This is a genomic window from Methylocystis sp. Sn-Cys, assembly GCF_016745395.1.
Classification (GTDB): domain Bacteria; phylum Pseudomonadota; class Alphaproteobacteria; order Rhizobiales; family Beijerinckiaceae; genus Methylocystis; species Methylocystis iwaonis.
This window is the reverse complement of sequence record NZ_JAERVJ010000001.1, coordinates 317611-341265: the sequence shown is the minus strand read 5'-3', so window position 1 is coordinate 341265 and position 23655 is coordinate 317611. Positions and strand designations below refer to the sequence as shown.

At 65.7% G+C, this 23655-nt stretch carries 20 protein-coding genes; 13 read left to right on the top strand and 7 right to left on the bottom strand.

All coding sequences use genetic code 11. The features are described 5' to 3' along the window. Positions 1-254 precede the first annotated feature (254 nt). A complete protein-coding gene (locus tag JJT62_RS01590) occupies positions 255-626 on the bottom strand; it encodes a hypothetical protein (RefSeq protein WP_210340533.1) in 372 nt (123 codons plus the stop codon). 267 nt (positions 627-893) lie between these two features. On the opposite strand from JJT62_RS01590, the gene JJT62_RS01585 reads away from it, so the two are divergent. Continuing rightward, entirely contained in the window at positions 894-3155 is a 2262-nt protein-coding gene (locus tag JJT62_RS01585; protein WP_202070930.1) for an NADP-dependent malic enzyme, read from the top strand. Between the two features lie 308 nt (positions 3156-3463). On the opposite strand, the gene hemA is transcribed toward JJT62_RS01585, so the two are convergent. Then, positions 3464-4750, bottom strand: a complete 1287-nt coding sequence (gene hemA / locus JJT62_RS01580; protein ID WP_202070929.1) for a 5-aminolevulinate synthase — start codon at positions 4748-4750, stop codon at positions 3464-3466. Between the two features lie 224 nt (positions 4751-4974). On the opposite strand from hemA, the gene JJT62_RS01575 reads away from it, so the two are divergent. Both JJT62_RS01575 and JJT62_RS01570 read left to right on the top strand, forming a co-directional pair. After that, the gene (locus JJT62_RS01575) at positions 4975-6732 is read left to right on the top strand and encodes an alkaline phosphatase family protein (protein WP_202070928.1); all 1758 of its coding nucleotides are present in this window, start codon (positions 4975-4977) and stop codon (positions 6730-6732) included. A 121-nt stretch (positions 6733-6853) separates the two neighbouring features. After that, positions 6854-7327: a right-handed parallel beta-helix repeat-containing protein gene (locus JJT62_RS01570; RefSeq protein WP_202070927.1), complete on the top strand. Its 474-nt coding sequence runs from the start codon at positions 6854-6856 to the stop codon at positions 7325-7327. Between the two features lie 3 nt (positions 7328-7330). Here the strand turns inward: JJT62_RS01570 and JJT62_RS01565 are convergent, their stop codons facing one another. Both JJT62_RS01565 and JJT62_RS01560 read right to left on the bottom strand, forming a co-directional pair. Beyond that, positions 7331-8716 (bottom strand): M20/M25/M40 family metallo-hydrolase, encoded by a 1386-nt coding sequence (locus JJT62_RS01565; protein ID WP_202070926.1) that lies wholly within the window; start codon positions 8714-8716, stop codon positions 7331-7333. 213 nt (positions 8717-8929) lie between these two features. After that, complete coding sequence (locus tag JJT62_RS01560) at positions 8930-9412, bottom strand: FxsA family protein (protein WP_370568464.1); 483 nt, start codon at positions 9410-9412, stop codon at positions 8930-8932. 127 nt (positions 9413-9539) lie between these two features. Between JJT62_RS01560 and JJT62_RS01555 the strand changes: the two genes are divergently transcribed. From JJT62_RS01555 to JJT62_RS01545, 3 genes are read left to right on the top strand one after another with little or no spacing between them, the layout of a single operon-like run. Beyond that, positions 9540-10229 carry a Tim44/TimA family putative adaptor protein gene (locus JJT62_RS01555; protein WP_202070924.1) on the top strand — a complete coding sequence of 230 codons (690 nt, stop codon included), beginning with the start codon at positions 9540-9542 and terminating at the stop codon, positions 10227-10229. 4 nt (positions 10230-10233) lie between these two features. Next, positions 10234-11325 carry an MltA domain-containing protein gene (locus tag JJT62_RS19445; RefSeq protein ID WP_202070923.1) on the top strand — a complete coding sequence of 364 codons (1092 nt, stop codon included), beginning with the start codon at positions 10234-10236 and terminating at the stop codon, positions 11323-11325. After that, positions 11322-11882 carry a Smr/MutS family protein gene (locus JJT62_RS01545; protein ID WP_202070922.1) on the top strand — a complete coding sequence of 187 codons (561 nt, stop codon included), beginning with the start codon at positions 11322-11324 and terminating at the stop codon, positions 11880-11882. The genes JJT62_RS19445 and JJT62_RS01545 overlap by 4 nt, the downstream gene beginning before the upstream one ends. Before the next feature lie 159 nt (positions 11883-12041). Here JJT62_RS01545 and JJT62_RS01540 read toward each other — a convergent pair whose 3' ends face one another. From JJT62_RS01540 to JJT62_RS01530, 3 genes are all read right to left on the bottom strand, one after another. Then, positions 12042-13433, bottom strand: coding sequence for a heme biosynthesis protein HemY (locus JJT62_RS01540; RefSeq protein WP_202070921.1), 1392 nt, complete (start codon positions 13431-13433; stop codon positions 12042-12044). A 15-nt stretch (positions 13434-13448) separates the two neighbouring features. Next, positions 13449-14789, bottom strand: coding sequence for a COG4223 family protein (locus tag JJT62_RS01535; protein ID WP_202070920.1), 1341 nt, complete (start codon positions 14787-14789; stop codon positions 13449-13451). Between the two features lie 95 nt (positions 14790-14884). Next, positions 14885-15754, bottom strand: coding sequence for a CoA ester lyase (locus JJT62_RS01530; protein ID WP_202070919.1), 870 nt, complete (start codon positions 15752-15754; stop codon positions 14885-14887). Positions 15755-15854: 100 nt separating this feature from the next. On the opposite strand from JJT62_RS01530, the gene JJT62_RS01525 reads away from it, so the two are divergent. From JJT62_RS01525 to ileS, 7 genes are all read left to right on the top strand, one after another. Next, positions 15855-16571, top strand: coding sequence for a carbonic anhydrase (locus JJT62_RS01525; protein WP_202070918.1), 717 nt, complete (start codon positions 15855-15857; stop codon positions 16569-16571). Beyond that, positions 16568-17452, top strand: a complete 885-nt coding sequence (locus tag JJT62_RS01520) for a TIGR01459 family HAD-type hydrolase (RefSeq protein WP_246744645.1) — start codon at positions 16568-16570, stop codon at positions 17450-17452. Before JJT62_RS01525 ends, JJT62_RS01520 begins: the two co-directional genes overlap by 4 nt. 51 nt (positions 17453-17503) lie before the next feature. Continuing rightward, on the top strand, positions 17504-17974 hold the full coding sequence (locus JJT62_RS01515; RefSeq protein WP_202070917.1) for a MaoC family dehydratase: 471 nt from the start codon (positions 17504-17506) through the stop codon (positions 17972-17974). Positions 17975-18024: 50 nt separating this feature from the next. Next, complete coding sequence (locus JJT62_RS01510) at positions 18025-18942, top strand: bifunctional riboflavin kinase/FAD synthetase (protein ID WP_202070916.1); 918 nt, start codon at positions 18025-18027, stop codon at positions 18940-18942. A gap of 74 nt (positions 18943-19016) precedes the next feature. After that, positions 19017-19676 carry an arylesterase gene (locus JJT62_RS01505; protein ID WP_202070915.1) on the top strand — a complete coding sequence of 220 codons (660 nt, stop codon included), beginning with the start codon at positions 19017-19019 and terminating at the stop codon, positions 19674-19676. A gap of 404 nt (positions 19677-20080) precedes the next feature. Next, positions 20081-20389, top strand: a complete 309-nt coding sequence (locus JJT62_RS01500; protein ID WP_202070914.1) for a hypothetical protein — start codon at positions 20081-20083, stop codon at positions 20387-20389. Positions 20390-20602: 213 nt separating this feature from the next. Next, positions 20603-23614, top strand: coding sequence for an isoleucine--tRNA ligase (gene ileS, locus JJT62_RS01495; RefSeq protein WP_202070913.1), 3012 nt, complete (start codon positions 20603-20605; stop codon positions 23612-23614). Positions 23615-23655: the final 41 nt, after the last annotated feature.

Genomic DNA, 23655 nt, shown 5'->3' with positions numbered 1-23655 from the left:
ATTTTGTTGCGCGTAGGCGTGAGAGTTCGCGACAATGGCGATAGCGAGCAGCGACGCGCCCGCGCTTAGAGACTTCCGGCACATGGGAAGAAGCTTTCGTATCTCGAAACAGGAAAGAACGCTCCAGAAGCGCTACGCCATGCGATCACGCGATCGCTCGGGCCACAGATGATTGAGAACGCTTCGGGGCGCGGCTTGCTGTCGTATCGGGCGGCGTCTCCTCGGAGGCGCGATCGATCGACGCAGGAAAAGAACTAAATCGTCGGCGGCGCCGTGGCCGACCAAGCGGTCAGCGCGCCCTGTATCGGCGCGGGCGGAATATCTCTCGCTGGGAATTCGAGCGCCGTCGGCGCGTCAGGAAACTCTACAAGGAAGACAATCGCCGGGACGAGGCCAAGGCGCAGGAAATCCTTATCGCTGTCGAAGCGGCAAAAAACGCAGCAGTCTAGACCATCCGCATGATGATCCGTTTGATCGCCGGCATGCTCTCGCCGCTCGCAAATGGCGTTTTGCGGCCCGACAGAACGCTCGACGCCCACACGCGTCGCGCCAGCAGCCCAAAGCAGATTGCCGAAAACGCGCGGCGCGACGCTGAAAATAAGGCAAACGATCAGCAGCGCATGCACCAGGCGCGCTGCTAGAGCCGATCGTTTTACTTTCCGCCGCATGGCTTTAGGCAGTACTACCCACAGCCAAGCTGGCGCAAGGTAGGCCAACAAAGGCCGTCTCATCTAATCTTGCAATGTTGCACATTCGCAACAGATTGCTTCGTTCTTTTCGACGAGGCGCCCCTCCTTCGCGTTTCAGACGCTTGTGATCCCCACCCCCGCCCCGCTATGCTGCGCCGCCGAAGGCGCTGCAATCGGAAAGGCTTGCGGAACATGAATGAGAGCATGAGCGATCGTCCCGTCGTCACCGACAAGGAGGCGCTGCTCTTCCACTCGCGCGGGCGGCCGGGAAAGCTCGCCGTCGTGTCGACCAAGCCCATGGCGACGCAGCGCGATTTGTCGCTCGCCTATTCGCCGGGCGTCGCCGCGCCGGTGCACGCCATCGCCAAAGACCCGACCCTCGCCTTCGATTATACGACGCGCGGCAATATGGTCGCGGTCATCACCAATGGCACGGCGATCCTCGGCCTCGGCGACCTGGGGCCCCTCGCGGCGAAGCCGGTGATGGAAGGCAAGGCGGCGCTCTTCAAGCGCTTCGCCGACATCGATTCGATCGATCTCGAAATCGACACCAAGGAGATCGACGAATTCGTCGCCGCCGTGCGCTATCTCGGGCCTTCGTTCGGCGGCATCAACCTCGAGGACATCAAGGCGCCCGAGTGTTTCGTGATCGAAGAGCGCCTGCGCGCGCTCATGGATATTCCCGTCTTTCATGACGACCAGCATGGTACGGCGATCATTTCCTCCGCCGGCCTCATCAACGCGCTGCTGCTGACGGGCCGCGACATCAAAAATACGAAGCTCGTCTGCAATGGCGCCGGCGCGGCGGGCATCGCCTGTCTCGATCTCGCCAAGGCGCTCGGCTTCGATCACCGCAACGTCACGCTCTGCGACACCAAGGGCGTGGTCTATCGCGGCCGCGAGGCGGGCATGAACCAATGGAAGAGCGCGCACGCCGTCGAGACGAGCGCGCGCACGCTCGCCGAGGCTCTCGAGGGCGCCGACGTCTTCTTCGGCCTGTCCGTGAAAGGCGCGCTGACGCCCGACATGCTGAAATCCATGGCGCCGGACCCGATCATTTTCGCCATGGCCAATCCCGATCCGGAAATCACGCCGGAAGAAGCGCGCGCGGCGCGGCCGGACGCGATCATCGCCACGGGACGCTCGGACTACCCGAACCAGGTCAACAATGTCCTGGGCTTTCCCTACATCTTCCGCGGCGCGCTCGACGTGCGCGCCAAGACGATCAACATGGAGATGAAGATCGCGGCCGCGCAAGCGCTCGCCGATCTCGCGCGCGAGGACGTGCCGGACGAAGTCGCCAACGCCTATCGCGGCGCGCGCCCGCGCTTTGGCCGCGACTATCTCATCCCCGCGCCTTTCGATCCGCGCCTCATCTCGGTGATTCCCCCGGCGGTGGCGCGGGCGGCGATGGAGTCGGGCGTCGCGCGCCGTCCGATCATCGACATGAAAACCTATCGCGCCGAACTCTCGGCGCGGCGCGATCCGGTCGCGGGCCTCATGCAGACCATCTATGAGCGCGTGCGGCGCGAGCCCAAGCGCGTCGTCTTCGCCGAGGGCGAGGAGCAGCAGGTGATCCGCGCGGCGGTCGCTTATGTGAATCAGGAATTGGGCGAGGCGGTGCTCGTCGGGCGCGAGGATCGGGTGCGGGCCAACGCCGCCAACGCCGGCGTGGAGCTCGTCCCCGGCATCGAGATTCACAATGCGAAGCTGTCGCAGCGCAACGGCGTCTATGCGCAATTCCTGTTCGAGCGACTGCAGCGCAAAGGCTTCCTGTTCCGCGACTGCCAGCGCCTCATCAATCAGGACCGCAACCATTTCGCCGCCGCCATGGTGGCGCGCGGCGACGCCGACGCCATGGTGACGGGCGTCACCCGCAATTTCTCCAATGCGCTGGAAGAAGTGCGCCGCGTCGTCGATCAGAAGCCCGGACATCGCGTCATCGGCGTGTCGCTCATTCTCGCCAAAGGCCGCGTTGTGGTCGTCGCCGATACGGCGATCACCGAATTGCCGGAAGCCACGGAGCTTGCCGAAATCGCGATCGAGGCGGCGGGCGTCGCGCGGCGCATCGGCCTCGTGCCGCGCGTCGCCATGCTGGCTTTCTCGACCTTCGGCTATCCGCCGGGCGAACGCACGGCGCGCGTGCACGAGGCGGTGCGCGTGCTCGACCAGCGCCGCGTCGATTTCGAATATGAGGGCGAGATGGGCGCGGATATCGCGCTCAACAAAGACTTGATGAGCGCCTATCCCTTCTCCCGGCTGAAGGATACGGCGAATGTCCTCATCATGCCGGCCTTCCACTCGGCGGCGATCTCGACCAAGATGCTGCAGGAGTTGGGGGACGCGACCGTCCTCGGCCCGCTGATCGTCGGCCTCGACAAGCCCATTCAGATCGTCCAGCTCGGCTCGACGGACACGGAGATCGTCAACATGGCGGCGCTCGCCGCTTTCGGCCTGGGCGGCTAACGCGCGGCCCCGCACTGGCGCGTATCATTCCCGGCGGGCTGAAAGCCCGACCGGGAATCCAGAGCCACAAGAGCGCTGGTTTTGCCCAGAGCCCGTCATTGCGAGCAAAGCGAAGCAATCCAGGGCAGCGATGCGGCCCTGGATTGCTTCGTCGGCTCCGCCTCCCCGCAATGACGGCGGTGAGTCCCTGTGTGCCCGACGACGGGGGCGTCGGGAATGACAACGAACCATCCGCCACAACGAAAAAGCCCCAAGCTGCATGCAGCCTGGGGCTCCGATTTCACGACAATCTTAGACGCGTGACCGTATTACTGCGCCGCGAGCTTGATCTCGGGATAGGTGCAGCGCTCGGCGCTCTTCTCGTCGACATGGAGATGCGACGGCGGCTCGGCGAAGGCGATCCCGAGCGTCTGCCAGACATCGACCATCGCTTCGACTAGATGAGCGATATGGTCATGCGTATGGCGCGGCGTCGGCGTGATGCGCAGGCGCTCGGAGCCCTTGGCGACGGTCGGATAGTTGATGGGCTGGATGTAGATATTGTGCCGCGTGAGCAGCAGATCGCTCGCCGCCTTGCACAGCTCGGCCTCGCGCACCATCACCGGCACGATATGCGAGCCGTTTTCCAGCACCGGAAGACCGGCGGCGGCCAGCGCATGTTTGGTGATATGCGCCGCGCGCTGATGCGCGGCGCGCAGATCGGAGCGGCGCTTCAAGAGCCGGACGGCGGCGCAGGCGGCGGCGGCCACCGGCGGCGGCAAAGCGGTCGAGAAGATGAACGCCGGCGCATAAGACCGAATGGCGTCGATCACCGCTGCGTCGCCGGCGACATAGCCGCCCATGGCGCCGAAGCCCTTGGCCAGCGTGCCCTCGATGACATCGATGCGGCCCATGACGCCTTCGCGCTCGCAGATGCCGGCGCCGCGCGGGCCATACATGCCGACCGCGTGGACTTCATCCACATAGGTCATGGCGCCGTAGCGCTCGGCGAGGGCGGCAATCTCGGCGACAGGCGCGACATTGCCGTTCATGGAATAGAGGCTCTCGAAGATGACGAGCTTCGGCCTGTCGCCGGCTTCGATCAGCAGCTCTTCGAGATGGGCAAGGTCGTTGTGGCGGAAGATTTTCCGCTCCGCCCGCGAGCGCTTCACGCCCTCGATCATGGAATTGTGATTCGACGCGTCGGAGAGGATCACGCAATTGGGCAAAAGATCGGCGATGGTCGAGATCGCCGCGAGATTGGAAATCCAGCCCGAGGTGAAGACGAGCGCCGCTTCCTTGCCATGGAGGTCGGCGAGCTCCCGCTCCAGCTCGACAATCGCGTGGCTCGTGCCGGAAATATTGCGGGTGCCGCCCGCGCCGGCGCCGACTTTGCTGGCGGTCTCCACCATGGCGTCGATGACCTCGGGGTGCTGGCCCATGCCGAGGTAATCATTCGAACACCATACGGTGACGTTTTCGATAGAGCCGTCGTCTCGAATCCATCGGGCGAGGGGGAAGCTCTCCACGTCGCGCTCGAGATGCGCAAAGATGCGATAACGGCGTTCGTCCTTCAGACGGGAGACGGCCGCCTCGAAATATCGCCGATAGACCATGTGACCCAACCCTCGATCTTTGACGCCCATCAAACCCAGACTGCCGGCCCCGTCCTGCCCAGCGCCTTGTTTGGACGTTTTCTTACATAGCCCATCCTAAGCCGGAAAGCGAGTGGCGGAACGTCGCGGCAGAGGCGTCAAGCTTGACGCTCTGGGCGCCGGTTCGCAGACCCGATATGGAGGCTGCCTAAAACTCGGCCGGGCTTAGTTAAAAGGTCAGCATTATGAAATTCTTTAAGGTCGCGCTGGGCCTTGCCGCGCTTGCGACGGCGCCCGCCGCCGCCCAGGAAGAAGACCACGGGGGGCTCGGCGATTTCGACAAGATCGTGGTCATCTACCAGGAGAACCACAGCTTCGATAATCTCTATGGGCTCTGGGGCGAGGTCGGCGAGCGGGAGGTCAACGGCCTGCGCGCGCTCGAAGATGTCGAGCATTCCGGCCAGCCGGCGCCCTGGTGGGCGCAGATCCGGTCCTCCGCCGAGGGCTCCAAGCCCTATCTCTGCCTGCCGCAGAACGACGCCAATCTCACGTCGCCCGCGCCGCTCGCCACAGGCTGCACGGATAATACAGCGGGCGCCGGTTCGCCGATCAACAGCGCCTTTTACAATCGCCCGTTCAAGATCGACGACTATATCGCAGCGACCGACACGACTTGCCCGGCTCCCGGCGTCACCGCGTCGAACGGCGTGGCGAAAGGCCAGGGTCTGGCTGGGGGCTGCACGCGGGACATCGTGCATCGCTTCTATTCGGAGCAGTATCAGATCAATGGCGGCCAGCAGAATCGCTTTACGACGGGCAGCGACGCGATGGGCCTCGTCATGGGCTACTACGACACCCGCAAGCTGCCGATCTATGAATATCTACACCAGCCGGGCGCGCCGAAATATGTCGTCGAGGACAATTTCTTCCAGGCGGCCTTCGGCGGCTCCTTCCTCAACCATCAATGGCTGATCGCCGCGAGGACGCCGGTCTTCGCCAGTCCGGCGACCGACGGCTCCGGCAACGACCTACACTCGGTCGTCGACGCCAATGGCATGCCGACCAAGACGCCGCTCTATTCCTCGACGGACGCCGCGACGGCGGCGAAGCTTCGCGACAGGTCGCTGACCGCTTATTGCGCCGGAGACGCCCGCAATGCCGCGAAGCTGCCGCCTGCGCCCGCCGGCGTCGCCTGCGGCGATTATGTGGTCAACACCACGCAGCCCAGGGCGTGGCCCTACGCGCCCGGAACCGTCGACGCGAAGCGCCTGCCGCCGCTCGCCGATAAGACGATCGGCGATCTGCTGACCGATAAAATCATCGACTGGGCCTGGTATTCCGGCGGCTGGGACAACGCCGAGGGCAACACGAGCGGCAAGGGCTGGACGAATGGCGCCGCCGGCGCCTGCTCCGATCCCAACGCCAACCAGCAGATAATCGGCGGCGCGCTCCGCTGTCCGGATAAGAACTTCCAGTATCACCATCAGGCGTTCAATTATTTCGCCGCCTACGCGCCGGGCACGGACGCGCGCAAGGCGCATCTGCTCGACGAGGCCGAGTTCATCGACGCCGCCAAGAACGGAAAGCTCAAGGCTGTGAGCTTCGTGAAGCCGCTGGGCGCGGACAATGAACACCCCGGCTATGCGAGCGAATCCAACGGCAGCAACCATCTCGTTGAGCTGGTTGACGCGATCATCAAGGGCCCGGACGCCCAGAAGACGCTGATCATCGTCACCTATGACGAGTTCGGCGGCGCCTGGGACCATGTGCCGCCGCCGCCCCACAACGCCGACAAATCCGCGCCGTCCGATCAGTGGGGCCCCGGCACCCGCATCCCTGCGCTGGTCATCTCCGCCCGCTTCCGCCGCTCCGGCGTCGACAGCCAGGCGCATGACACGACCTCGGTGCTGAAGCTGATCGAGGAACGCTTCGGCCTCCCGTCGCTCTCCACGCGCGACGCGGCGGTTCGCAGCCTCTCGACGGCGGTGATGATCGCCCGCTAAGGCATCGCAAGCTATCAAGGCCCCCGGTCGGCGCGCGAGCCCGGCCGGGGTTTTTCATGTGTGGCGGCGCAAGGCGCGGAGGCTCGCCATCGCCGATCATCCCCTCGCCAGGAAGGAAGCGATGGGTGAGATGGCGCTGGTCCAGCAAGAAGAGTTCACGGAGAGCTGCGGGCGCTTCGCGTCCCTGCCGACGGAGACCGTCTTCGCCTATTGCAGCTTCGAGGGTTTCGAAATCTCCCGGCCGAGCGTCGGGGGCGCCATTCTGGGCTGCAGTTTCACGCGGATGAGCTGGTACTGGGAGCTGTTCAACACAGCCCTCATCTCGCGCACGACTTTCGAGGACTGCATATTCCGCGGTTGCTCTTTCCGGGGCGTCGATTTCCTCGACTGCGCCTTCACGCGCTGCCGATTCGAGCTCGACAATCTCGGCGGCGCTTGCCTGTTTAGCGACTGCCGGCTGGTGGAATGCGTTTTCGAGAATTGCGCATTCGTGAAAGACGAGCGGCCCGGCAAGCGCGAGCCGCTCTTCGAGAAGAACCGCTTCTATGATTGCCGGCAAATCGGGACGCGCGGGGAGCGCCTGCCTTTCGGCTGAGCCTCATGAGGCCAATGCGTCCAGCACACGCGCCCAGCTACGCGCGCCCTTGTGGAACGACGTGTAGCTGTATTTCTCATTGGGCGAATGGATGCGGTCGTCGTCGAGCGCGAAGCCGATCATCAGGGCGTCCATGTTGAGGTCGCGCTTGAAGGCGCCGACGATCGGGATCGAGCCGCCGCAGCCCGCCAGCGCCGCCTCCTTCCCCCACTCCTCGCTGAGCGCCCGCCGCGCCCGGTTCAGAGCCTCGGAGCCAAAGGGAAGCTGCAGCGCGTTGGAGGCGCCGTGGTTGATGAATTCGACCTTGGCGTCGGCCGGCAGCCGCTCCTTCACAAAGGCGCGGAAGCTCTCCAGCACCGCTTTGGCGTCCTGCTTGCCGACAAGCCGGAAGGAGAATTTGGCGGACGCTTCCGCCGGCAGCACCGTCTTCGAGCCCTTGCCGGTATAGCCGCCGACAACGCCATTCACGTCGCAGGTCGGCCGCGCCCAAATCTGCTCCAATATGCCGCGGCCCGTTTCGCCGCCGATCCGCGTCAGTCCGATCTCGCCGAGCCACTTCGCCTCGTCGAAATCGAGCGCGCGCCACTGCTCGGCGATGTCTTCGGGGATCTCGGGCACGCCGGCGTAGAAGCCGGGGAGCGTGACTTTGCCTTCTTCGTCGTGCAGATCGGCGATGATTTTCGCGAGCACATGCACGGGATTGTTCACCGGCCCGCCGAACATGCCCGAATGCAGATCATGGCTCGCAATGCGGATGAAGACTTCTTCCTGCGCCAGGCCGCGCAACATGACCGTGATCGCCGGCGTCGTAGCGTTCCACATGCTGGTGTCGCAGACGAGCGCGATGTCGGGCCGCGAGAGCTCATCCTTATTGGCGGCGAGGAAGCCGGGGAGGGACGGCGAGCCCGTCTCCTCCTCGCCCTCGAAGAGGAAAGTGACGTTGCAGGGCAGGCCGCCGTTCGCTTCGAAGGCGCGGCAGGCCTCGACGAAGGTCATGAGCTGGCCCTTGTCGTCGGAAGCGCCGCGCGCGACGATCTCGTCGCCGTCCTTGCCGGCCGCAAGACGCGGCGCGAAGGGGTCTGTCTCCCATAGGCCCAGCGGGTCGGCCGGCTGCACGTCGTAATGGCCGTAAAACAGCACATGCGGCGCATCCTTGCGCTTCGCCTTGGCGTGGCCGACGACGATCGGATGGCCGGGCGTCTCGCGTACATCGGCCGTGTATCCCAGACCCTTGAGCTGGTCCGCCAGCCAATTGGCGGCGCGCTGGCAATGCTGGGTATAGGCGGGGTCGGTCGAGACCGAGGGGATGCTCAAAAGGTCGAATAGGCGCTGTGTCGACGCGGGGAGATTCGCGTCGATGGTGTTCAGGACGGCGTCGATCGTGGCCATGGGAATCAAGTCCTTCGCAGTTGGAGCGAAGCTAGTGCGAAGTTAGGGCGGAGAAAAGGCCGGAGAGATCACGGGCTCCAAGCCTGAGCGCGCGACCAGCCGTCATTGCGACGCTGCCCGCCGTCATTGCGAGGAGCGAAGCGACGAAGCAACCCAGGGCAGCCATTACGGCTCCCGGGTTGCTTCGCTTCGCTCGCAATGACGGCTAGACAGTCACTCTCGCCGCCAATCGCCGCTCTTGCCGCCCTCATCCGGCTTCTTGCGCTTGCGCTTGGGGCGGCCGCTTTTGGTGAGATGTTTCCACTCGTGCGGCGCGAGGTCGATGGTCTGCGGGCCGGCCGGCTTGTGGGGGCTCCTCCCACGGTTCCGGATGCGGCTCAGCACCGCAGAGCGCACGGACGGCGATTTCAGCGCGAGCCCCGCGACATCGGAGGCGAAGCCCGGCAAAATCAATAAGAAAGAGGCAAACGCCTGAATCGCCCCATCGAGCATGGCGCCCTCCGCGCGCCATTTTCCGCGCTCCCGCCAGACGGCGAGGAGCCCCTTGACGTCCGAAAGGCCGAGCGCAGTCGTGCCGAGCCCGAGAAGAATCGCGGCGAGGAGCCCGACCGCGCGCAGGACGAAGGCGAAGGCCAGAATTTCCAGCGCGAGCCAAAGGCCGAGCGCCAAGCCGATGAGCTTCGTCCTGTCGGTCACTCGTGAAACACTCCCGCGCGCGCAAACGCTTGGCCGCGCACGCCCGATTGGGCGCGGAGCCGGCCTTGATTCGTGACATGTGAGCGGCGACATGTTAGCCGACAAGAGAAGAATCCGGGAGTGACCAATGTCGCCGAGCGGCGAACCTTTCGACCCGTCGCTGATCGTCTTTGCGGCGCTCGCCATTTTCGTAGTGTGGAAGCTGCGCTCCGTGCTCGGCATGCGCGTTGACCGCGACGCGCCCCCGCCCACGCAATTCGAGCCGCGCCGCGCGCCGGTGGGGCCAGCCCCGCTGCCGGGCGCCGCGCCCGCCGATGATCTGCCGGCGGTGCGGCCGGAGGATCGCTGGAAGGGCGTCGCCGAGAATCGCGCCGAGGCGATCACGGGCCTCGACGCCATCGCCGCCGCCGATCCGCGCTTCGACGGCAGAGCGTTCGTCGACGGCGCGCGCCGCGCCTATGAGATGATCGTCGGCGCTTTCGCCAAGGGCGACCGCGACGCGCTGCGCCCACTCCTCGCCAAGGACGTCTTCGACGGATTCGCCGGCGAGATCGCCCGCCGCGAGGCGGTCGGGGAGACGGTGGAGACGGCGATCGTCGCCATCGATTCGGCGCTGGTCGATTCCGCCAGCGCCGCGCCGCGCCTCAATGAGATCACCGTCCGTTTCGCCGTGCGGCTGATGAATATCCGCAAGGACAAGGCGGGCGAAGTCATCGAAGGCGGCGCCACCATGCCGGTCGAAGAGCTGTGGACCTTCGCACGCGACCCGCGCGCCTCGGACCCGAATTGGAAGCTCGTCGCCACCCGCGCCGTGTGATTCCGTGCGTCCGCCGTCGGATCTCGAACCGGTCGCCTTCGATGCGATTGCGGGCTTTGGCGAGGACGATCTCGACGCCGCTTTTCCCGTCTTCCGGCGCTCCGCCGAGCGCATTCTCGAAGCCGCGCAGGAACAGCGGCCAGCCTGTCCGCCGCCGCCGGAGCTGATCGCCGCGGCGCGCACGGCGCTCGAAGGGCCAGAGTCCTGCGCCGCCTTCTTTCGGCGCTGGTTCGAGCCGTTTCGCCTCGTCAAAAAGGGCTTTGTCACCGCCTATTACGAGCCGGAGGTCGAAGCCCGCCGCGCCCCCGAGCCCGGTTTCGAGACCCCGGCGCTCTCACGCCCGTCCGATCTCGTCACATTGAACGACGCGCCGCTTTCCCTAGCGTCCGGGGAGGCGCTCACGAGCGCACGGCGTCTGAGGGATGGGAGCCTCATTCCCTATCCGCCTCGACGCGAGATCGAGGAAGAGGGGGCGGCGACGGGGTCGGTCCCGCTCGCTTATGTCGCAGACCCGGTCGAGCTCTTCCTCATTCAGGTGCAAGGCTCCGCCCGATTACGGTTTCCGGACGGAACCGCGCGCGCGCTCACCTATGACGGCCGCAACGGTTGGCCTTACACCTCGATCGGCCGATTGATGATCGAGCGCGGGCTCATGCCCGAAGGCGCCATGTCGCTGGAGGGGCTGAAAGCGGCTCTGCGCGCTATGGGCGTCGGCCCCGGCCAGCCTGGACGAAGGCTGATGCAGGAAAACAGTTCTTATGTTTTCTTCCGCATCGACGAATCGAAAGACCGGGCGCTCGGGCCGATCGGGGGCGAAGGCACGGCGCTCACGCCGCTGCGCTCCATCGCCGTCGATCGGTCGATCTGGTGTTACGGCCTCCCCTTCTGGATCGCGGCGCGCGTTCCCTGGGAGGGCGAGGCGCCGACCCGTTTCGCGCGGCTGATGATTGCGCAGGATACCGGATCGGCGATTTTAGGGGCGGCGCGCGCCGATCTGTTTTTTGGCTCAGGCGCACGCGCGGGCGCGCTGGCGGGCCGCGTCAGGCATGAAGCGGATTTCCACGTTTTCCTACCCAAAAAGGACCCATTGCCGTGAGCGACGACAGGCGACGCTATTCCCGCCGGCTGACTCGCGCCGAGTCCGAGCTTTGGTCGATTGTCACCGCCAGCGTGCGCCCTTTCCGGGCGCGGCCTGCTCCTGTCGCCGAGCCGCCCGCGCCGGCAAGCGCGCCCGAGCCGGTGCGTGAGAAGGCCCCCGCGCCAGTCGCCCATCGCGACCGGCCGCCGGCGCCCAAGCCGGCGACGCCTCTCGTCGAGATCGACCATCGCACGCGGGTGAAGATCAAGCGGGGGCGGCTGGAGGTCGGCGCCAAGCTCGATCTTCACGGAATGCGGCAGGACGAGGCCCAGCGCGCGCTCAACGCCTTCCTGCGCCGCGCGCAGGCGGAGGGCGCCAAGGTCGCGATCATCGTCACCGGCAAGGGCCTCTCGCGCGAGGAGGGCGGCGTGCTGCGCCGCGTCGTGCCAATGTGGCTTCAGGCGCCGAACCTGCGCGACGTCGTTGTCGGCTTCGGCGAAGCGGCGCGCCATCACGGGGGCGAAGGCGCGCTTTACGTGCAGATCCGCCGCGCGGATCGCCACCGCGTCGGCTGATTTCCGCGGTCGCCCAAGCTGTCATTCCCGACGCTCGTGAAGCGAGCGATCGGGAATCCAGAGCAAAACCGGCGCTTTTGCGGCTCTGGATTCCCGGTCGGACGTTCAGCCCGCCGGGAATGACAAGTCCCCATGCGAGCTATTCAAACGGAAAAAGTATCACGCGTTAGTTTCGGCGGGAGCCGCCGTCAGCGCCGGCTTCTCCACCGGCGCGGCCAAGAAAGCGGCCGGAATATTGCGACGCCCCTCCTCTGCGAGCTGCGGCGCCGAATGCGGCGGCGTCTTCCATTCGAACGCGTCCAGCCGGCCGGTGGCGGGCGACATCGGCAGCCAGTGCTTGGAGACCACCCCATCGGCAATCCAGGCAGGGTCGCGCGGGGCGCGGCTGCCGCGCGCCAGCCATTCGCGCACCTGTCCACTCTGGCCGTTCTCGGCGTCTTCGATTTCCGCCATGAGCAGGCAGGTATGAGCGCTCGGATGCTGCCCCTCGGCGACGAGCGGCGCGAGCGCCTCGCGGGCCTTGGCGAAATCGCGGGCCGCGAGCGCCGCCTCGGCGACGATGTGGCGGCTTGCGGGCGCCTGGGACGCAAGCTTGGCGAGCTTTTCGACCCGCGCCACCCGCTGGCTATTCGATTCTCCCGGCAGCGCTTCGAGATAGAGGGCCGCAAGCTCTGGATGCGGCGAAGCGGTCCAGACGCCCTCGATGAGCTTGGCCGCCTGCTTGTAATCGCCGTGGCGGATGAGCACCTGGGCGGCGGTCACGGCGGCGGGAACGAAGCCCGGCCGGCGCTTCAGAGCCTGGCGGGCGAGATGCAGCGCATCATGGGGATGCTCGCGCTCGCGCGACACCGCCATGGCCGTCTCGATGACCGCCCGCAGCTTCTGCGCCGAAGCAAGGTCGATCGCCTTGGCGTTGACGCTTTTCTCCAGCGCCTCGCGCGCCTTCTCCCAATCGCCGGACGCGGCGAGATGCTCCAGCACGGCGGAGCCGGCCCAGGGCAGGGGCGCGATCTCATGGGCGGCGTTGGCGAAATGCGCCGCCGCCTCGGCGTCCTCGCGGCGCTTGGCCTCGATATGCAGCCCGCGCAGGCCGAGCAGCTTGGTCTCCGGCTTCAGCGTCATTTTATGAAAAGCCTTGGCCGACGTCGCGCGGTCGCCAGAGAGCTGCGCCGCCTGGGCGACGAGCATTTGGGTCAGCGGCTCCTCGGGCAGGAGCTTCTCGGCGAGCTGGGCCGCCTTGCGGGCGCGCGCGGCGTCGCCGGAGCCGACGGCGATCAACCCTTGCGAGATCACGTCGAGCCCCTTCGCCTTGCGACGCTCACGCGAGCCGCCGGCCACGCGGCCGGGAAGCCGCACCAGCGCGATAACGATCGCCCAAACCAGGATGACGGCGGCGGTGAGCGCCAGCAGGCCGCCGATCGCGACGGGGATCGAGGTCTCGATATGATTTCCGGCGAATTCCAGCGTCAACGAGCCGGGCTGCTGAATCAGCCATTCGAGCCCGTAGGCGGCGGCGGCGAGGGCGAGGATGAAGAAGAAAACGAATAGCATGACCTTCGCTCCCGCTTATTTCTTGCCGATCGCCGCTATGGCGCCGCGCAGCAGATCATCGGCCGCCTTGGCCGCCTCGCTGCGTTGGTGAAGCGTTTCGCCGAATCCCTTGGCGTCTGCTTTGGCCTCGTCCGGCAGGCTGTCGTAAAGGCTTTCCGCGTCGGCGAAATCATTGCGCCCGAGCGCGGTTTCGATACGCTGAACCTTGCCGGCGACGCTTTCCGGATGAGCTTCTCCCGCTGGCCGGACCTTCACGAGCTTGCTTGCGCTCTCAAGCAGTTGTCCGGTCAGATTGCCGCCTTCATGCGCCGCCCCGGAATGGGCCTCATGCGCTTCGAGCTTCTTGGCGACCCCACGCAGCGACTCGCGAAGCTGTGCGCCGGTCGGCGCCCCTTTTTCCGAGAACTCGACCAAAGCCGGCGCGGGCTCTGCGTCGAGGCGGGAAAGCGCCGCGATTTCCTCAGTGAAGGGCTTGCCGGCCTCGAGATCGCGCTGAAGCGCGAAAGCGACCACAACTTTCGCGCTCGCCGTGTCGACGACAGGGACGACGACCGGCGCCGGCGCGGGCTTCGGCGCCTCCTCGACCTTGGATACTTCGGTCTTGGAAACCTCTGTCTCGGGAGCGGCGCGCGCTTCGCTCTTGGGCGCCTCGAGCTTCTGCCGCAGAGCCTGGATTTCGTCGCTCATGGCCTCGATGCGGCCTTCGAGCGCGGAGATGAGGTCGCGGTCGGTGAAGCCGTCGGCGTCGCGGGCCTCGCCCTTGGCGACGGGCGCGGGCTTCGTCGTCTCGACGGGCGCAGCGGCAGGGGCAGGCGGCGGCAAAGGCGCCGGCGCCTCCTCGACGGTTTCGACAGGCTTTTGAGAAGGCTCCGGTATGTCCTGGGGCTTGGTCTCCGCCGCGGGAGCCTCGACCGGCTTTTCGGGCTCCTTCACGGGTTCGGCTGGAGGCGGCGGCGCGGTTTCAGCCGGAGCCGGGGCAGGAGCGGGCGCAAGCGGCGCCTTGTCGAGCAAGGCGTGGCGCGAGGGCGCCTTGGGCGCGGGCTTGGCCGATCCAGTCAGATCGTCGAGAAATCCCCGCGCTTTATCGACAGCTCCCTGCGCCGCGACGAGACCCGCGTCGATTTGAGTCGCGACCTCGCCGACGCGCGGATCCACGTTCCGGAAGGTCAGCGCGCCATAGCCGGCGGCGCCCAGCGCGACCAGCAAGGCCAGGGTCGAAACGACAAGCTTGGAAGCAACGCCTCCCGAGCGCCGTTTGCCCGGCGGACGGGCCGGCGGGACTTGCGCCTCCGTCGCCACAGGGGCCTCGACCTCGGAAGCTTGATCCTTCGTCACCTCTGATTCAGGCGCCGCCATGCTGATCGTCCTCGCTGCGTTTCACCCCATGGGTGAAGCAGGTATAAAGTACGCAGATTGCGCGCGAAACAGGCTAATGCGCCGGCATCCGCTTGTCAGCCGGCGGCCTCCATCAGCGCCAGGGTGCGGCGGGCGATATCGAGATGGAGCCGCTCGACCATCTTGCCGTCGATCTGCACCACGCCCTTCTCGGCGTTTTCCGGCTCGTCGAAGACGGCGATGATCTTGCGGGCGAAATCGACTTCCTCGGCGCTCGGCGCGAAAATCTCATTGACCGGCCCGATCTGGTTCGGGTGGATCAGCATCTTGCCGTCGAAGCCCATATCGCGGCCCTGCTCGGCCTCGCGCCGCAGACCCGCCTCATCGTTGAAATCGTTGTAGATGCCGTCGATGATCTCGATATTGTGCACGCGCGCCGCCAGCACGCCGGCGGAGAGCCACGACAGGAGCGCCGGCCGGCCGGGCGTCAGGCGCGCGCGGGTCGATTTGGCGATGTCATTGGGCCCGAGCACCAGCACTTCGAGGCGCGAAGCCGGATCGTCCGACGCGCTGGCGATCTTCTCGATGTCGAAGATGGCGCGGGGCGTCTCGATCATCGCCCAGAGTTTCGTTTTGAAGGGCGCGCCGGCCGCGACAAGATCGGCGGCGGCTTTCAGAATGTCGTCGCGGGAATTGACCTTGGGGATGACGATGGCGTCCGGCCCCGTCGGCGCGATCGCGGAAATGTCGGGCTTGTACCATTCCGATCCGCGCGCGTTGACGCGCACCACCACCTGCCGCTGGCCGTAGCCGCCGCCCGTCACCGCCGAGGCGACCTGCTCGCGCGCCATGGCCTTGGCGCCCTCGGCGACGCCGTCTTCGAGCTCGAACATCAAAACGTCGGCGGGAAGGCTTTTGCCTTTTTCCAGCGCGCGGGCGTTGGAGCCGGGCATGGCCAGGACGCTGCGTTTCAGTTTCGAAATCATCTTTGAGCTCGCTCGGGTGGTAGGTTCATCTTTTTCTTGCCGTGCCGGCTGGTCTACACAATAAGAGGCGTCTCCGCCATTCACATCTCGGAAACAATCGATGGCAGCCGCACCCGGCCCCGCGAAAAAGGGCGGCCTCCCGCCGCGCCTTATAGAAGGATACGAGGTTTTTCTTTCCGGCCGCTTCCGCTCGGCGCAGGCGCGTTTTCGCGCGCTCGCCGAAGAGGGTCAAAAACCGACGACCATGGTGATCTGCTGCTGTGATTCGCGTGTCGACCCCGAGTCGATTTTCGACGCAGGGCCAGGCGAACTTTTCGTCCTGCGCAATGTCGCGGCGCTGGTGCCGCCTTACGAGCCCGACGATCACTTCCACGGCGCGTCGGCCGCGCTCGAATATGCGCTCATGGCGCTGGAAGTTCAGCACGTCGTCGTGCTGGGCCACGGGCAATGCGGCGGCGTGAAGGCCTATGCGATGATCGCCGCCGATCCCGAGACGCCGCGGCTGAGCCACAGCGATTTCGTCGGCGACTGGATCAAAATGCTTGCGCCAGCCGCCGAACGGCTCGGCCGGGAGCCCGATCCCGAAGATAAGGATTATCTGCATCGGCTCGAATTCGAGTCGGTCAAGCAGACCCTCATCAATTTGCGCAGTTTCCCCATGGTGCAGGTTTTGGAGCATCGCGGCTATCTCACGCTCCACGGCGCCTTTTTCAGCGTCTCGGATGGAAAGCTGCTGGCGCTCGACGAGCAATCGGGCGACTTCCTTCCCATCGCGGAAAAAGCCCACGCCGACGCATTTTTGGAGGCGCGCTTTTGACGGACGTTCCCATGATCGCCGGTCTGCATGAGCTTGCCGGGCGCTATGACGCGCTGCTGTGCGACGTCTGGGGCGTGCTCATCGATGGCAAGAAGCATTTTCCGCGCGCCGCCGACGCCTTGCGGCGTTTCCGCGCGCAGGGCGGGCGGGTGGTGCTCATCACCAACGCCTCGCGGCCGGACGCCGAAGTGCGTCGGCAGCTTTTGGGGCTGGGCCTGCCGGAAGACACGTTCGACGATCTCGTTTCCGCCGGCGAATTGACGCTGCGCGAGATCGTCTCGCGCAAGGGGCAGGCCTGCTATCATCTTGGTCCGCCGCGCGACAACGGCCTCTTCGAGGAAGCAGGCCGCCGCCTCGGCGCTCCGGTCGTGAAGGTTTCCCCCGAGGAGGCGGACTACGTCGTCTGCACCGGCCTCTTCGCCGAGCGCGAGGAGATTCCACAGGATTACGACGAAAGGCTCGCGGCGCTGAAAGCCCGCGATCTCACCATGCTCTGCGCCAATCCGGACATTGTGGTCGCCATCGGCGGCGACATCGTCTATTGCGCGGGCGCGCTCGCCGATCGCTATGCGGCGATGGGCGGCAAGGTGCTGATGTTCGGCAAGCCGCATCCGCCGATCTACGCCGCCGCCCTCGAACGCCTGGCCGCTCTGCGGGGCGGCGCGGTCGATAAGAGCCGGGTCTTCGCCATGGGCGACGGCGCGCTGACCGATCTCGCCGGCGCCGGGATGGCGGGGCTCGATTGCGTCTTCGTCACCGACGGGGTGCACGCCGAGGAGCTGCGCCCGAATGGCGGAGCCGTGGATCGTGACGCGCTCGCGCGCTTGACAGAGCTTGCGGGCGCGCGTCCTGTGGCTTTGGCTAGCGAAGTTTTCTGGTAAAAGGGGGAAAATGGGCCCCTGGCCCGCCCCGTCAAACGATCTGGTGACTACATGTCGACGCCGTTCAAAATCTATTATTTCGAAGACCTGAGCGTCGGCATGCGCGAGACGCTGATGAAGGCGGTGATGGACGACGACGTGATCGCCTTCGCCGATCTGTCGGGCGACCGCAATCCGATCCATCTCTCCGACCATTTCGCGTCAAAGACGCGTTTCGGCGAGCGCATCGTGCACGGGCTCTATACGGCCTCGCTGATTTCGACCGTCATCGGCATGTATCTGCCCGGGCCGGGCGCGGTCTATCTCTCGCAAACCCTGAACTTCCGCGCGCCGGTGAAGATCGGCGACGTGATCACGGTCGTGGTCGAGGTGGTGGAGCTCGTCGAAAAGGGCCGTCGCGCCAAGCTCAAATGCGAATGCCTTGTCGACGGTAAGGTGGTGCTGGACGGCGAGGCGGCGGTAATGGTGCCGTCCCGCGAGCAGGCGATGCGGCCGGCGGCGGAGAAGCCGGCGACGGCGTAAGCTGCGCGGCCGCCGTGGCGCAATCATCGTTCATCCTCGCCCGAGACCCTATGAGCCCCCCCGCCGGGCTCGAAGGCGCCGTCGCGGCCATTGGCAATTTCGACGGGCTGCATCGCGGCCATCGCGGCGTTGTCGCGCACGCCCAGGCGCTGGCCAGGAAGCTCGGCAAGCCCTGCGTCCTGCTCACCTTCGAGCCGCATCCGGCCGATATTTTCGCTGGCAAGCCGGTGATCTTCCGTCTGACGCCCCCTGAGGCCAAAGCGGCGCAGGCCGCGCGGCTCGGGCTCGACGGGATGATCGTTCTGTCCTTCAACAAGGAATTCGCCGCCCGGCCTGCCGAGGATTTCACCCGGGACATTCTCGCCAAGCGGCTGGGTCTCTCGGCTGTCGTCGCGGGCTATGACTTCCGTTTCGGGGCCGGCCGCAAGGGCGATGCGGCCTTCCTCAAATCGGAAGGCGCGCGGCTGGGCTTTGCGGTCGAGATCGTCGACCGCATCACTCGGGACGAGGAGGGAAGCCTGGAAGCCGTCTCCTCCACCGCCACGCGCGAGGCGCTGGAAAAAGGCGACGTCGAACTGGCGCGTCGTCTCCTGGGCCACCCTTACTTTGTGCGCGGCGTCGTCCGCCACGGCGACAAGCGCGGAAGGCTGCTCGGCTTCCCGACCGCCAATATCGCGCTCGATGCCTCGAACCGGCTGCGACACGGCATCTATGCCGTCACGATGGAAATGGACGGCGTCCTGCGCGACGGCGCAGCCAATTTCGGACGCCGGCCGACCTTCGATAACGGCCCGCCGCTGCTCGAGGTCTTCCTCTTCGACTTCTCGGGCGATCTCTACGGCAAAGAGGTCGAGGTCGCCTTTTTCGGCTTTATCCGCGGCGAGGCGAAATTCGACAGCATCGAAGCGCTGATCGCCCAGATGGAGGACGACTGCGTCAAGGCGCGGGAAATTCTCTCGCGCCGCTGAAACCTGCGCCTGCCCCGCTTGGCCCGAGGGCCAGGGGCCCTAGCCTCCTAGTCCTAACGCCAGGAGGATCAGACATGAGCGGCGCGCGTCTTTTTGCGGCTTTCCTTTCTCTCGCCGCGCTTGCCGGCCTCCCTCCGAGCGCGCAGGCGCAGCCCAAGCGGGTGCTCATCATCGGCGACAGTTTGAGCGCCGGCTATAATCTGCCGGAGGGGACCGCTTTCCCCTGGGCGCTCAACCGGCGGCTCCACATGCGCGATCGAAATGTCGCAGTTCTCGACGCTTCCGAGATGGGCGACACCACCGGCGACGCGCTCGAGCGGCTGCCCAAAGCCTTCGCCTATGGCGCCGACGCCGTCATCGTCGAGCTCGGCGGTAATGACATGCTGCAGCAGGAAGACCCTGCCGTCGTCTATCGGAATCTCGACGCCATCGTCCGCTACAGCAAGGCGCGCGGCTCGCGGGTCATCCTCGCCGGCATGCTGTCGTACCCCCGCCGCCGCGACCTCGCCTATAAGCTGCGCTTCGATTGGGTCTATCCGACGCTCGCCGCCCAGCACAAAGTGGCGCTCTATCCCTTCTTCCTCGACGGCGTCTACAACAACCCCGCGCTTATCCAGGACGACAACAAGCATCCTAATGTGCTGGGCTCGGATTACATCGCGGCGCGCATGGCGCCCATGGTCGAGCGGACGCTGCGGGCGCCCGAGCGCCGGCGCTACCACGCTTGGCGGTGACGACCGGTAGAGGGCCGTCATTGCAAGGAACGAAAGCGACGAAGCAACCCAGAGCCACAATGACGCCCTGGATTGCTTCGCTTCGCGCGCAATGACGGCCGGCGGGCGGCGGCGTCGAGAAACAGGGTTCCGAATCCAGGTTAACGAACCTACGCAGCCGCGTCATGCCCGCGCTTGTCGCGGGCATCCACGCCAGAACATTGCGACACGCGGGGAGAATAAGTGGCGTTATTCCGGCTCACGCTCTCAGCTTTCCGCGTCGGCGGCGTGGATAGCCGCGACAAGCGCGGCCTGACGCGGGAACACGTCTGCTCGTCAACCCGAATTCGGACCCCTGCGTTGAGACGCGCCGCATTGCAGCGGGGTTCGCCAATCCCTATCTTCGCATCCGAGGGGTAATGAAGATGAGCGACGAACGCAGAGGCGACATAGAAATCATCCCGCCGGGTCAGAAATCGCGCGCCGAGGCGGAGGACGACGGCTTCCCGACCTCACGCGTCTGGATTTCCTCGGGCCAAAGCGAGGTTAAGTTCGTCAAGCTCGGCCCGTTCCAGAGCATGCTGGTCGGCGCCGGCCTGCTGCTCTTCGTCGGCCTCTGCCTGTTTTTCCTCTCCGGGCTCCTGCTCATCCTCGTCCCGGCCGTGGCCTTGCTCGGCGCGGGCGCCTGGGTGGCGAACGCTTTGGGCCTTGGACCCTTCCGCCGGCTGCGCTAGATTTTTTTGAGGCTTTCCGACCCCCGCGCCCCTTGCTAAAGAGAGGCATGGCGATTTTGCGGCGCATACGAATTACCGGCCCGGTCCGCGCTTGAGCTGCGCTCGCGCGGGTTCCGGGTATTTGGCGCGATTGGCGCTTCCTTTCCAAATCCATTATGTGACGCGGACCTTGCCGGCCGTCCCGGCGCCGCCCGACCCCGGTTTCGAGACCCCATGAACGACGACACGCCCAAAGGGCCCGACTATTCCAAGAGCCTCTATCTGCCGGTCACGGATTTTCCGATGCGCGCCGGCCTGCCACAGCGGGAGCCCGAGTTCCTGAAGCGCTGGGAGGAGATCGGCCTCAACGCCAAAATGCGCGAGGCCGCCAAGGGTCGGCCGAAATTCACGCTGCACGACGGCCCGCCCTACGCCAATGGCAACATCCATATCGGCCATGCGCTGAACAAGATCCTCAAGGACATCGTCACGCGCAGCCAGCGCATGACCGGCAAGGACTGCGTCTATGTTCCGGGCTGGGACTGCCACGGCCTGCCGATCGAATGGAAGATCGAGGAAGAAAACTACCGCGCCAAGGGCAAGAAGAAGCCCGATTTCGCGCAGCCCGACGAGATGATCGCGTTTCGGCGCGAGTGCCGGGCCTATGCCGAAAACTGGCTCAGGGTCCAGCGCGAGGAGTTCAAACGGCTCGGCGTCGCCGGCGAATGGGACAACCCCTACGCCACCATGGCCTATCCGGCCGAGGCGATCATCGCCCGCGAGATCATGAAATTCGCCGAGAACGGCTTGCTCTATCGCGGCTCCAAGCCCGTGATGTGGTCGGTCGTCGAGAAGACGGCGCTGGCGGAAGCGGAAGTCGAATATGAGGACCACACTAGCGATACGGTGTGGGTGGCGTTTCCTATCCCACGTGGCGCGGATGAGGACCTTGCTGACGCGCGCGTGGTGATCTGGACCACGACGCCCTGGACGCTGCCGGGCAATCGCGCGATCTCCTTCTCTTCCAAAATCGCCTATGGCCTCTATCGCGTGACCGAGGCGCCTGAGAACAATTGGGCCTTCCCAGGCGCCAAATTCATCCTTGCCGACAAGCTGGCGGGAGATGTTTTCAAAGCCGCCAAGGTCGACGGCTTCGAGCGGTTGCGCGATGTGCCGGCGTCAACGCTCGCGGAGCTCATCTGCGCCCACCCGCTCGCGCATCTGGGCTATGCCTTCGACGTGCCGCTCTTCGACGGCGATCACGTTACCGACGACACGGGCACCGGCTTCGTGCATACGGCGCCGGGCCACGGCCGCGAGGACTTCGACATTTGGATGGCGAACGGCCGGCGTCTGGCCGAGTCCGGCATCGACAACCGCATCCCCTATACGGTCGACGAAGACGGCTTCTATACGAAGGAAGCGCCGGGCTTTGCCGGCAAGCGCGTGCTTACCGAAAAGGGCGAGAAGGGCGACGCCAATGAGGCCGTGATGGCGGAGCTGGTGAAAGCCGGCAATCTCATCGCACGCGGGCGCCTCAAACACCAGTATCCCCATTCGTGGCGCTCGAAGAAGCCGGTCATCTTCCGTAATACGCCGCAGTGGTTCATCGCGATGGACAAGCCCATTGACCGCGCGCCTTCAGGCGCGCATGGGGGCGGGCCTGAAGGCCCGCGGTCCAATGCGCCGACGCTGCGCGAGATCGCTCTGGAAGAAATCTCCCGCACGCAATGGACCCCCGCGGCGGGCGAGAACCGCATCCGCGGCATGATCGCCAATCGCCCCGACTGGGTCGTGTCTCGACAGCGCGCCTGGGGCGTGCCGATCGCCGTCTTCGTCAAGAAGGGCACGCATGAGATCCTCGTCGATCCGCGCGTGAACGCCCGCATCGTCGAAGCGTTCGAGAAGGAAGGCGCCGACGCCTGGTACGAGACGCGCGCCGCCGAGCGCTTCCTCGCGCCCGACTATGATCCGAACGACTATGAAAAGATCGCCGACGTTCTCGACGTCTGGTTCGATTCGGGCTCGACGCACGCCTTCGTGCTCGACGATCCGAAGAGCTTCCCCGCGCTTGCTGGCCTCCACAGAAAGCGCGACGGCGGCGACGACGAGGTGATGTATCTTGAAGGCTCGGACCAGCATCGCGGCTGGTTCCACTCGTCTCTTCTCGAAAGCTGCGGCACGCGCGGCCGCGCGCCCTATGACGCCGTGCTGACGCATGGCTTCGTGCTCGACGAGAAGGGGCGCAAAATGTCGAAGTCGCTCGGCAATGTCGTCGCGCCGCAGAAGGTGATCTCGGATTCGGGCGCCGATATTCTGCGCCTGTGGGTCGCGGCCTCCGATTACGCCGACGATCTGCGCGTCGGCCCCGAGATTCTCAAGACCTTCGTCGATCTCTATCGCAAATTGCGCAACACGCTGCGCTGGATGATCGGCGCGCTCGCGCATTATGGCGCGGACGATGACGCAGCGCTGGAACATGCGAGCGAGCTCGAACGGCTGATGCTGCATCGTCTCGTCGAGATGGATGCGCAAATCCGCGTCGCCTATGCGGCCTATGACTATAAGCGGGTCGTGGCGCTGCTCACGCCCTTCATGACGAGCGATCTCTCGGCCTTCTATTTCGACATCCGCAAGGATGCGCTTTATTGCGAGCCGCCGTCGAGCGTGAAACGCAAAGCGTCGCTCGCCGTCATCGAGCGTATCTTCCGCTGCGTGACGACATGGCTCGCGCCGATCCTCGTCTTCACGGCGGAGGAAGCCTGGCTCGCGCGCTATGCGGACGCCCTCTCGGTGCATGTCGAGAGCTTCCCGGATATTCCCTCGCACTGGCGCGACGACGCGCTGGCGAAGAAATGGGAGGGCGTGCGCGCCATCCGCGCGGTGGTGACCGGCGCGCTTGAAATCGAACGCGCGCAAAAGCGCATCGGCTCCTCCTTGGAGGCGGCGCCGATCGTCTATGTCGCGGACGGCCATTTGCGCGCTGCGCTGGACGGAGTCGATTTCGCGGAAGTGTGCATTGTCTCCGACATCGTGATCGAGACGGGCGAGGGCCCTGCCGACGCCTTCCGCCTCCCTGAGGTCAAGGGCGTCGCCGTCGTTCCGAGCCGCGCAAACGGCGTCAAATGCGCCCGCTCGTGGAAATATTTCGACCCCGCTACCGCGGACCCGGACTATCCCGACGTCACGCCCCGCGACGCACAGGCGCTCAAAGAGCTGAAGGCGCTTGGGCGCTGGAGCGCGTAGGCAGGAAATGGACGGGTTGGGAATTTTTCACGCCCCCTCCC

Coding starts and splice junctions, on each gene's coding strand:
- JJT62_RS01585 (WP_202070930.1), top strand. CDS start 894: ATGAGCGATCGTCCCGTCGTCACCGACAAGGAGGCGCTGCTCTTCCAC.
- hemA (WP_202070929.1), bottom strand. CDS start 4,750: ATGGTCTATCGGCGATATTTCGAGGCGGCCGTCTCCCGTCTGAAGGAC.
- JJT62_RS01575 (WP_202070928.1), top strand. CDS start 4,975: ATGAAATTCTTTAAGGTCGCGCTGGGCCTTGCCGCGCTTGCGACGGCG.
- JJT62_RS01570 (WP_202070927.1), top strand. CDS start 6,854: ATGGGTGAGATGGCGCTGGTCCAGCAAGAAGAGTTCACGGAGAGCTGC.
- JJT62_RS01565 (WP_202070926.1), bottom strand. CDS start 8,716: ATGGCCACGATCGACGCCGTCCTGAACACCATCGACGCGAATCTCCCC.
- JJT62_RS01555 (WP_202070924.1), top strand. CDS start 9,540: ATGTCGCCGAGCGGCGAACCTTTCGACCCGTCGCTGATCGTCTTTGCG.
- JJT62_RS01540 (WP_202070921.1), bottom strand. CDS start 13,433: ATGCTATTCGTTTTCTTCTTCATCCTCGCCCTCGCCGCCGCCGCCTAC.
- JJT62_RS01535 (WP_202070920.1), bottom strand. CDS start 14,789: ATGGCGGCGCCTGAATCAGAGGTGACGAAGGATCAAGCTTCCGAGGTC.
- JJT62_RS01530 (WP_202070919.1), bottom strand. CDS start 15,754: ATGATTTCGAAACTGAAACGCAGCGTCCTGGCCATGCCCGGCTCCAAC.
- JJT62_RS01525 (WP_202070918.1), top strand. CDS start 15,855: ATGGCAGCCGCACCCGGCCCCGCGAAAAAGGGCGGCCTCCCGCCGCGC.
- JJT62_RS01515 (WP_202070917.1), top strand. CDS start 17,504: ATGTCGACGCCGTTCAAAATCTATTATTTCGAAGACCTGAGCGTCGGC.
- JJT62_RS01510 (WP_202070916.1), top strand. CDS start 18,025: ATGAGCCCCCCCGCCGGGCTCGAAGGCGCCGTCGCGGCCATTGGCAAT.
- JJT62_RS01505 (WP_202070915.1), top strand. CDS start 19,017: ATGAGCGGCGCGCGTCTTTTTGCGGCTTTCCTTTCTCTCGCCGCGCTT.
- JJT62_RS01500 (WP_202070914.1), top strand. CDS start 20,081: ATGAGCGACGAACGCAGAGGCGACATAGAAATCATCCCGCCGGGTCAG.
- ileS (WP_202070913.1), top strand. CDS start 20,603: ATGAACGACGACACGCCCAAAGGGCCCGACTATTCCAAGAGCCTCTAT.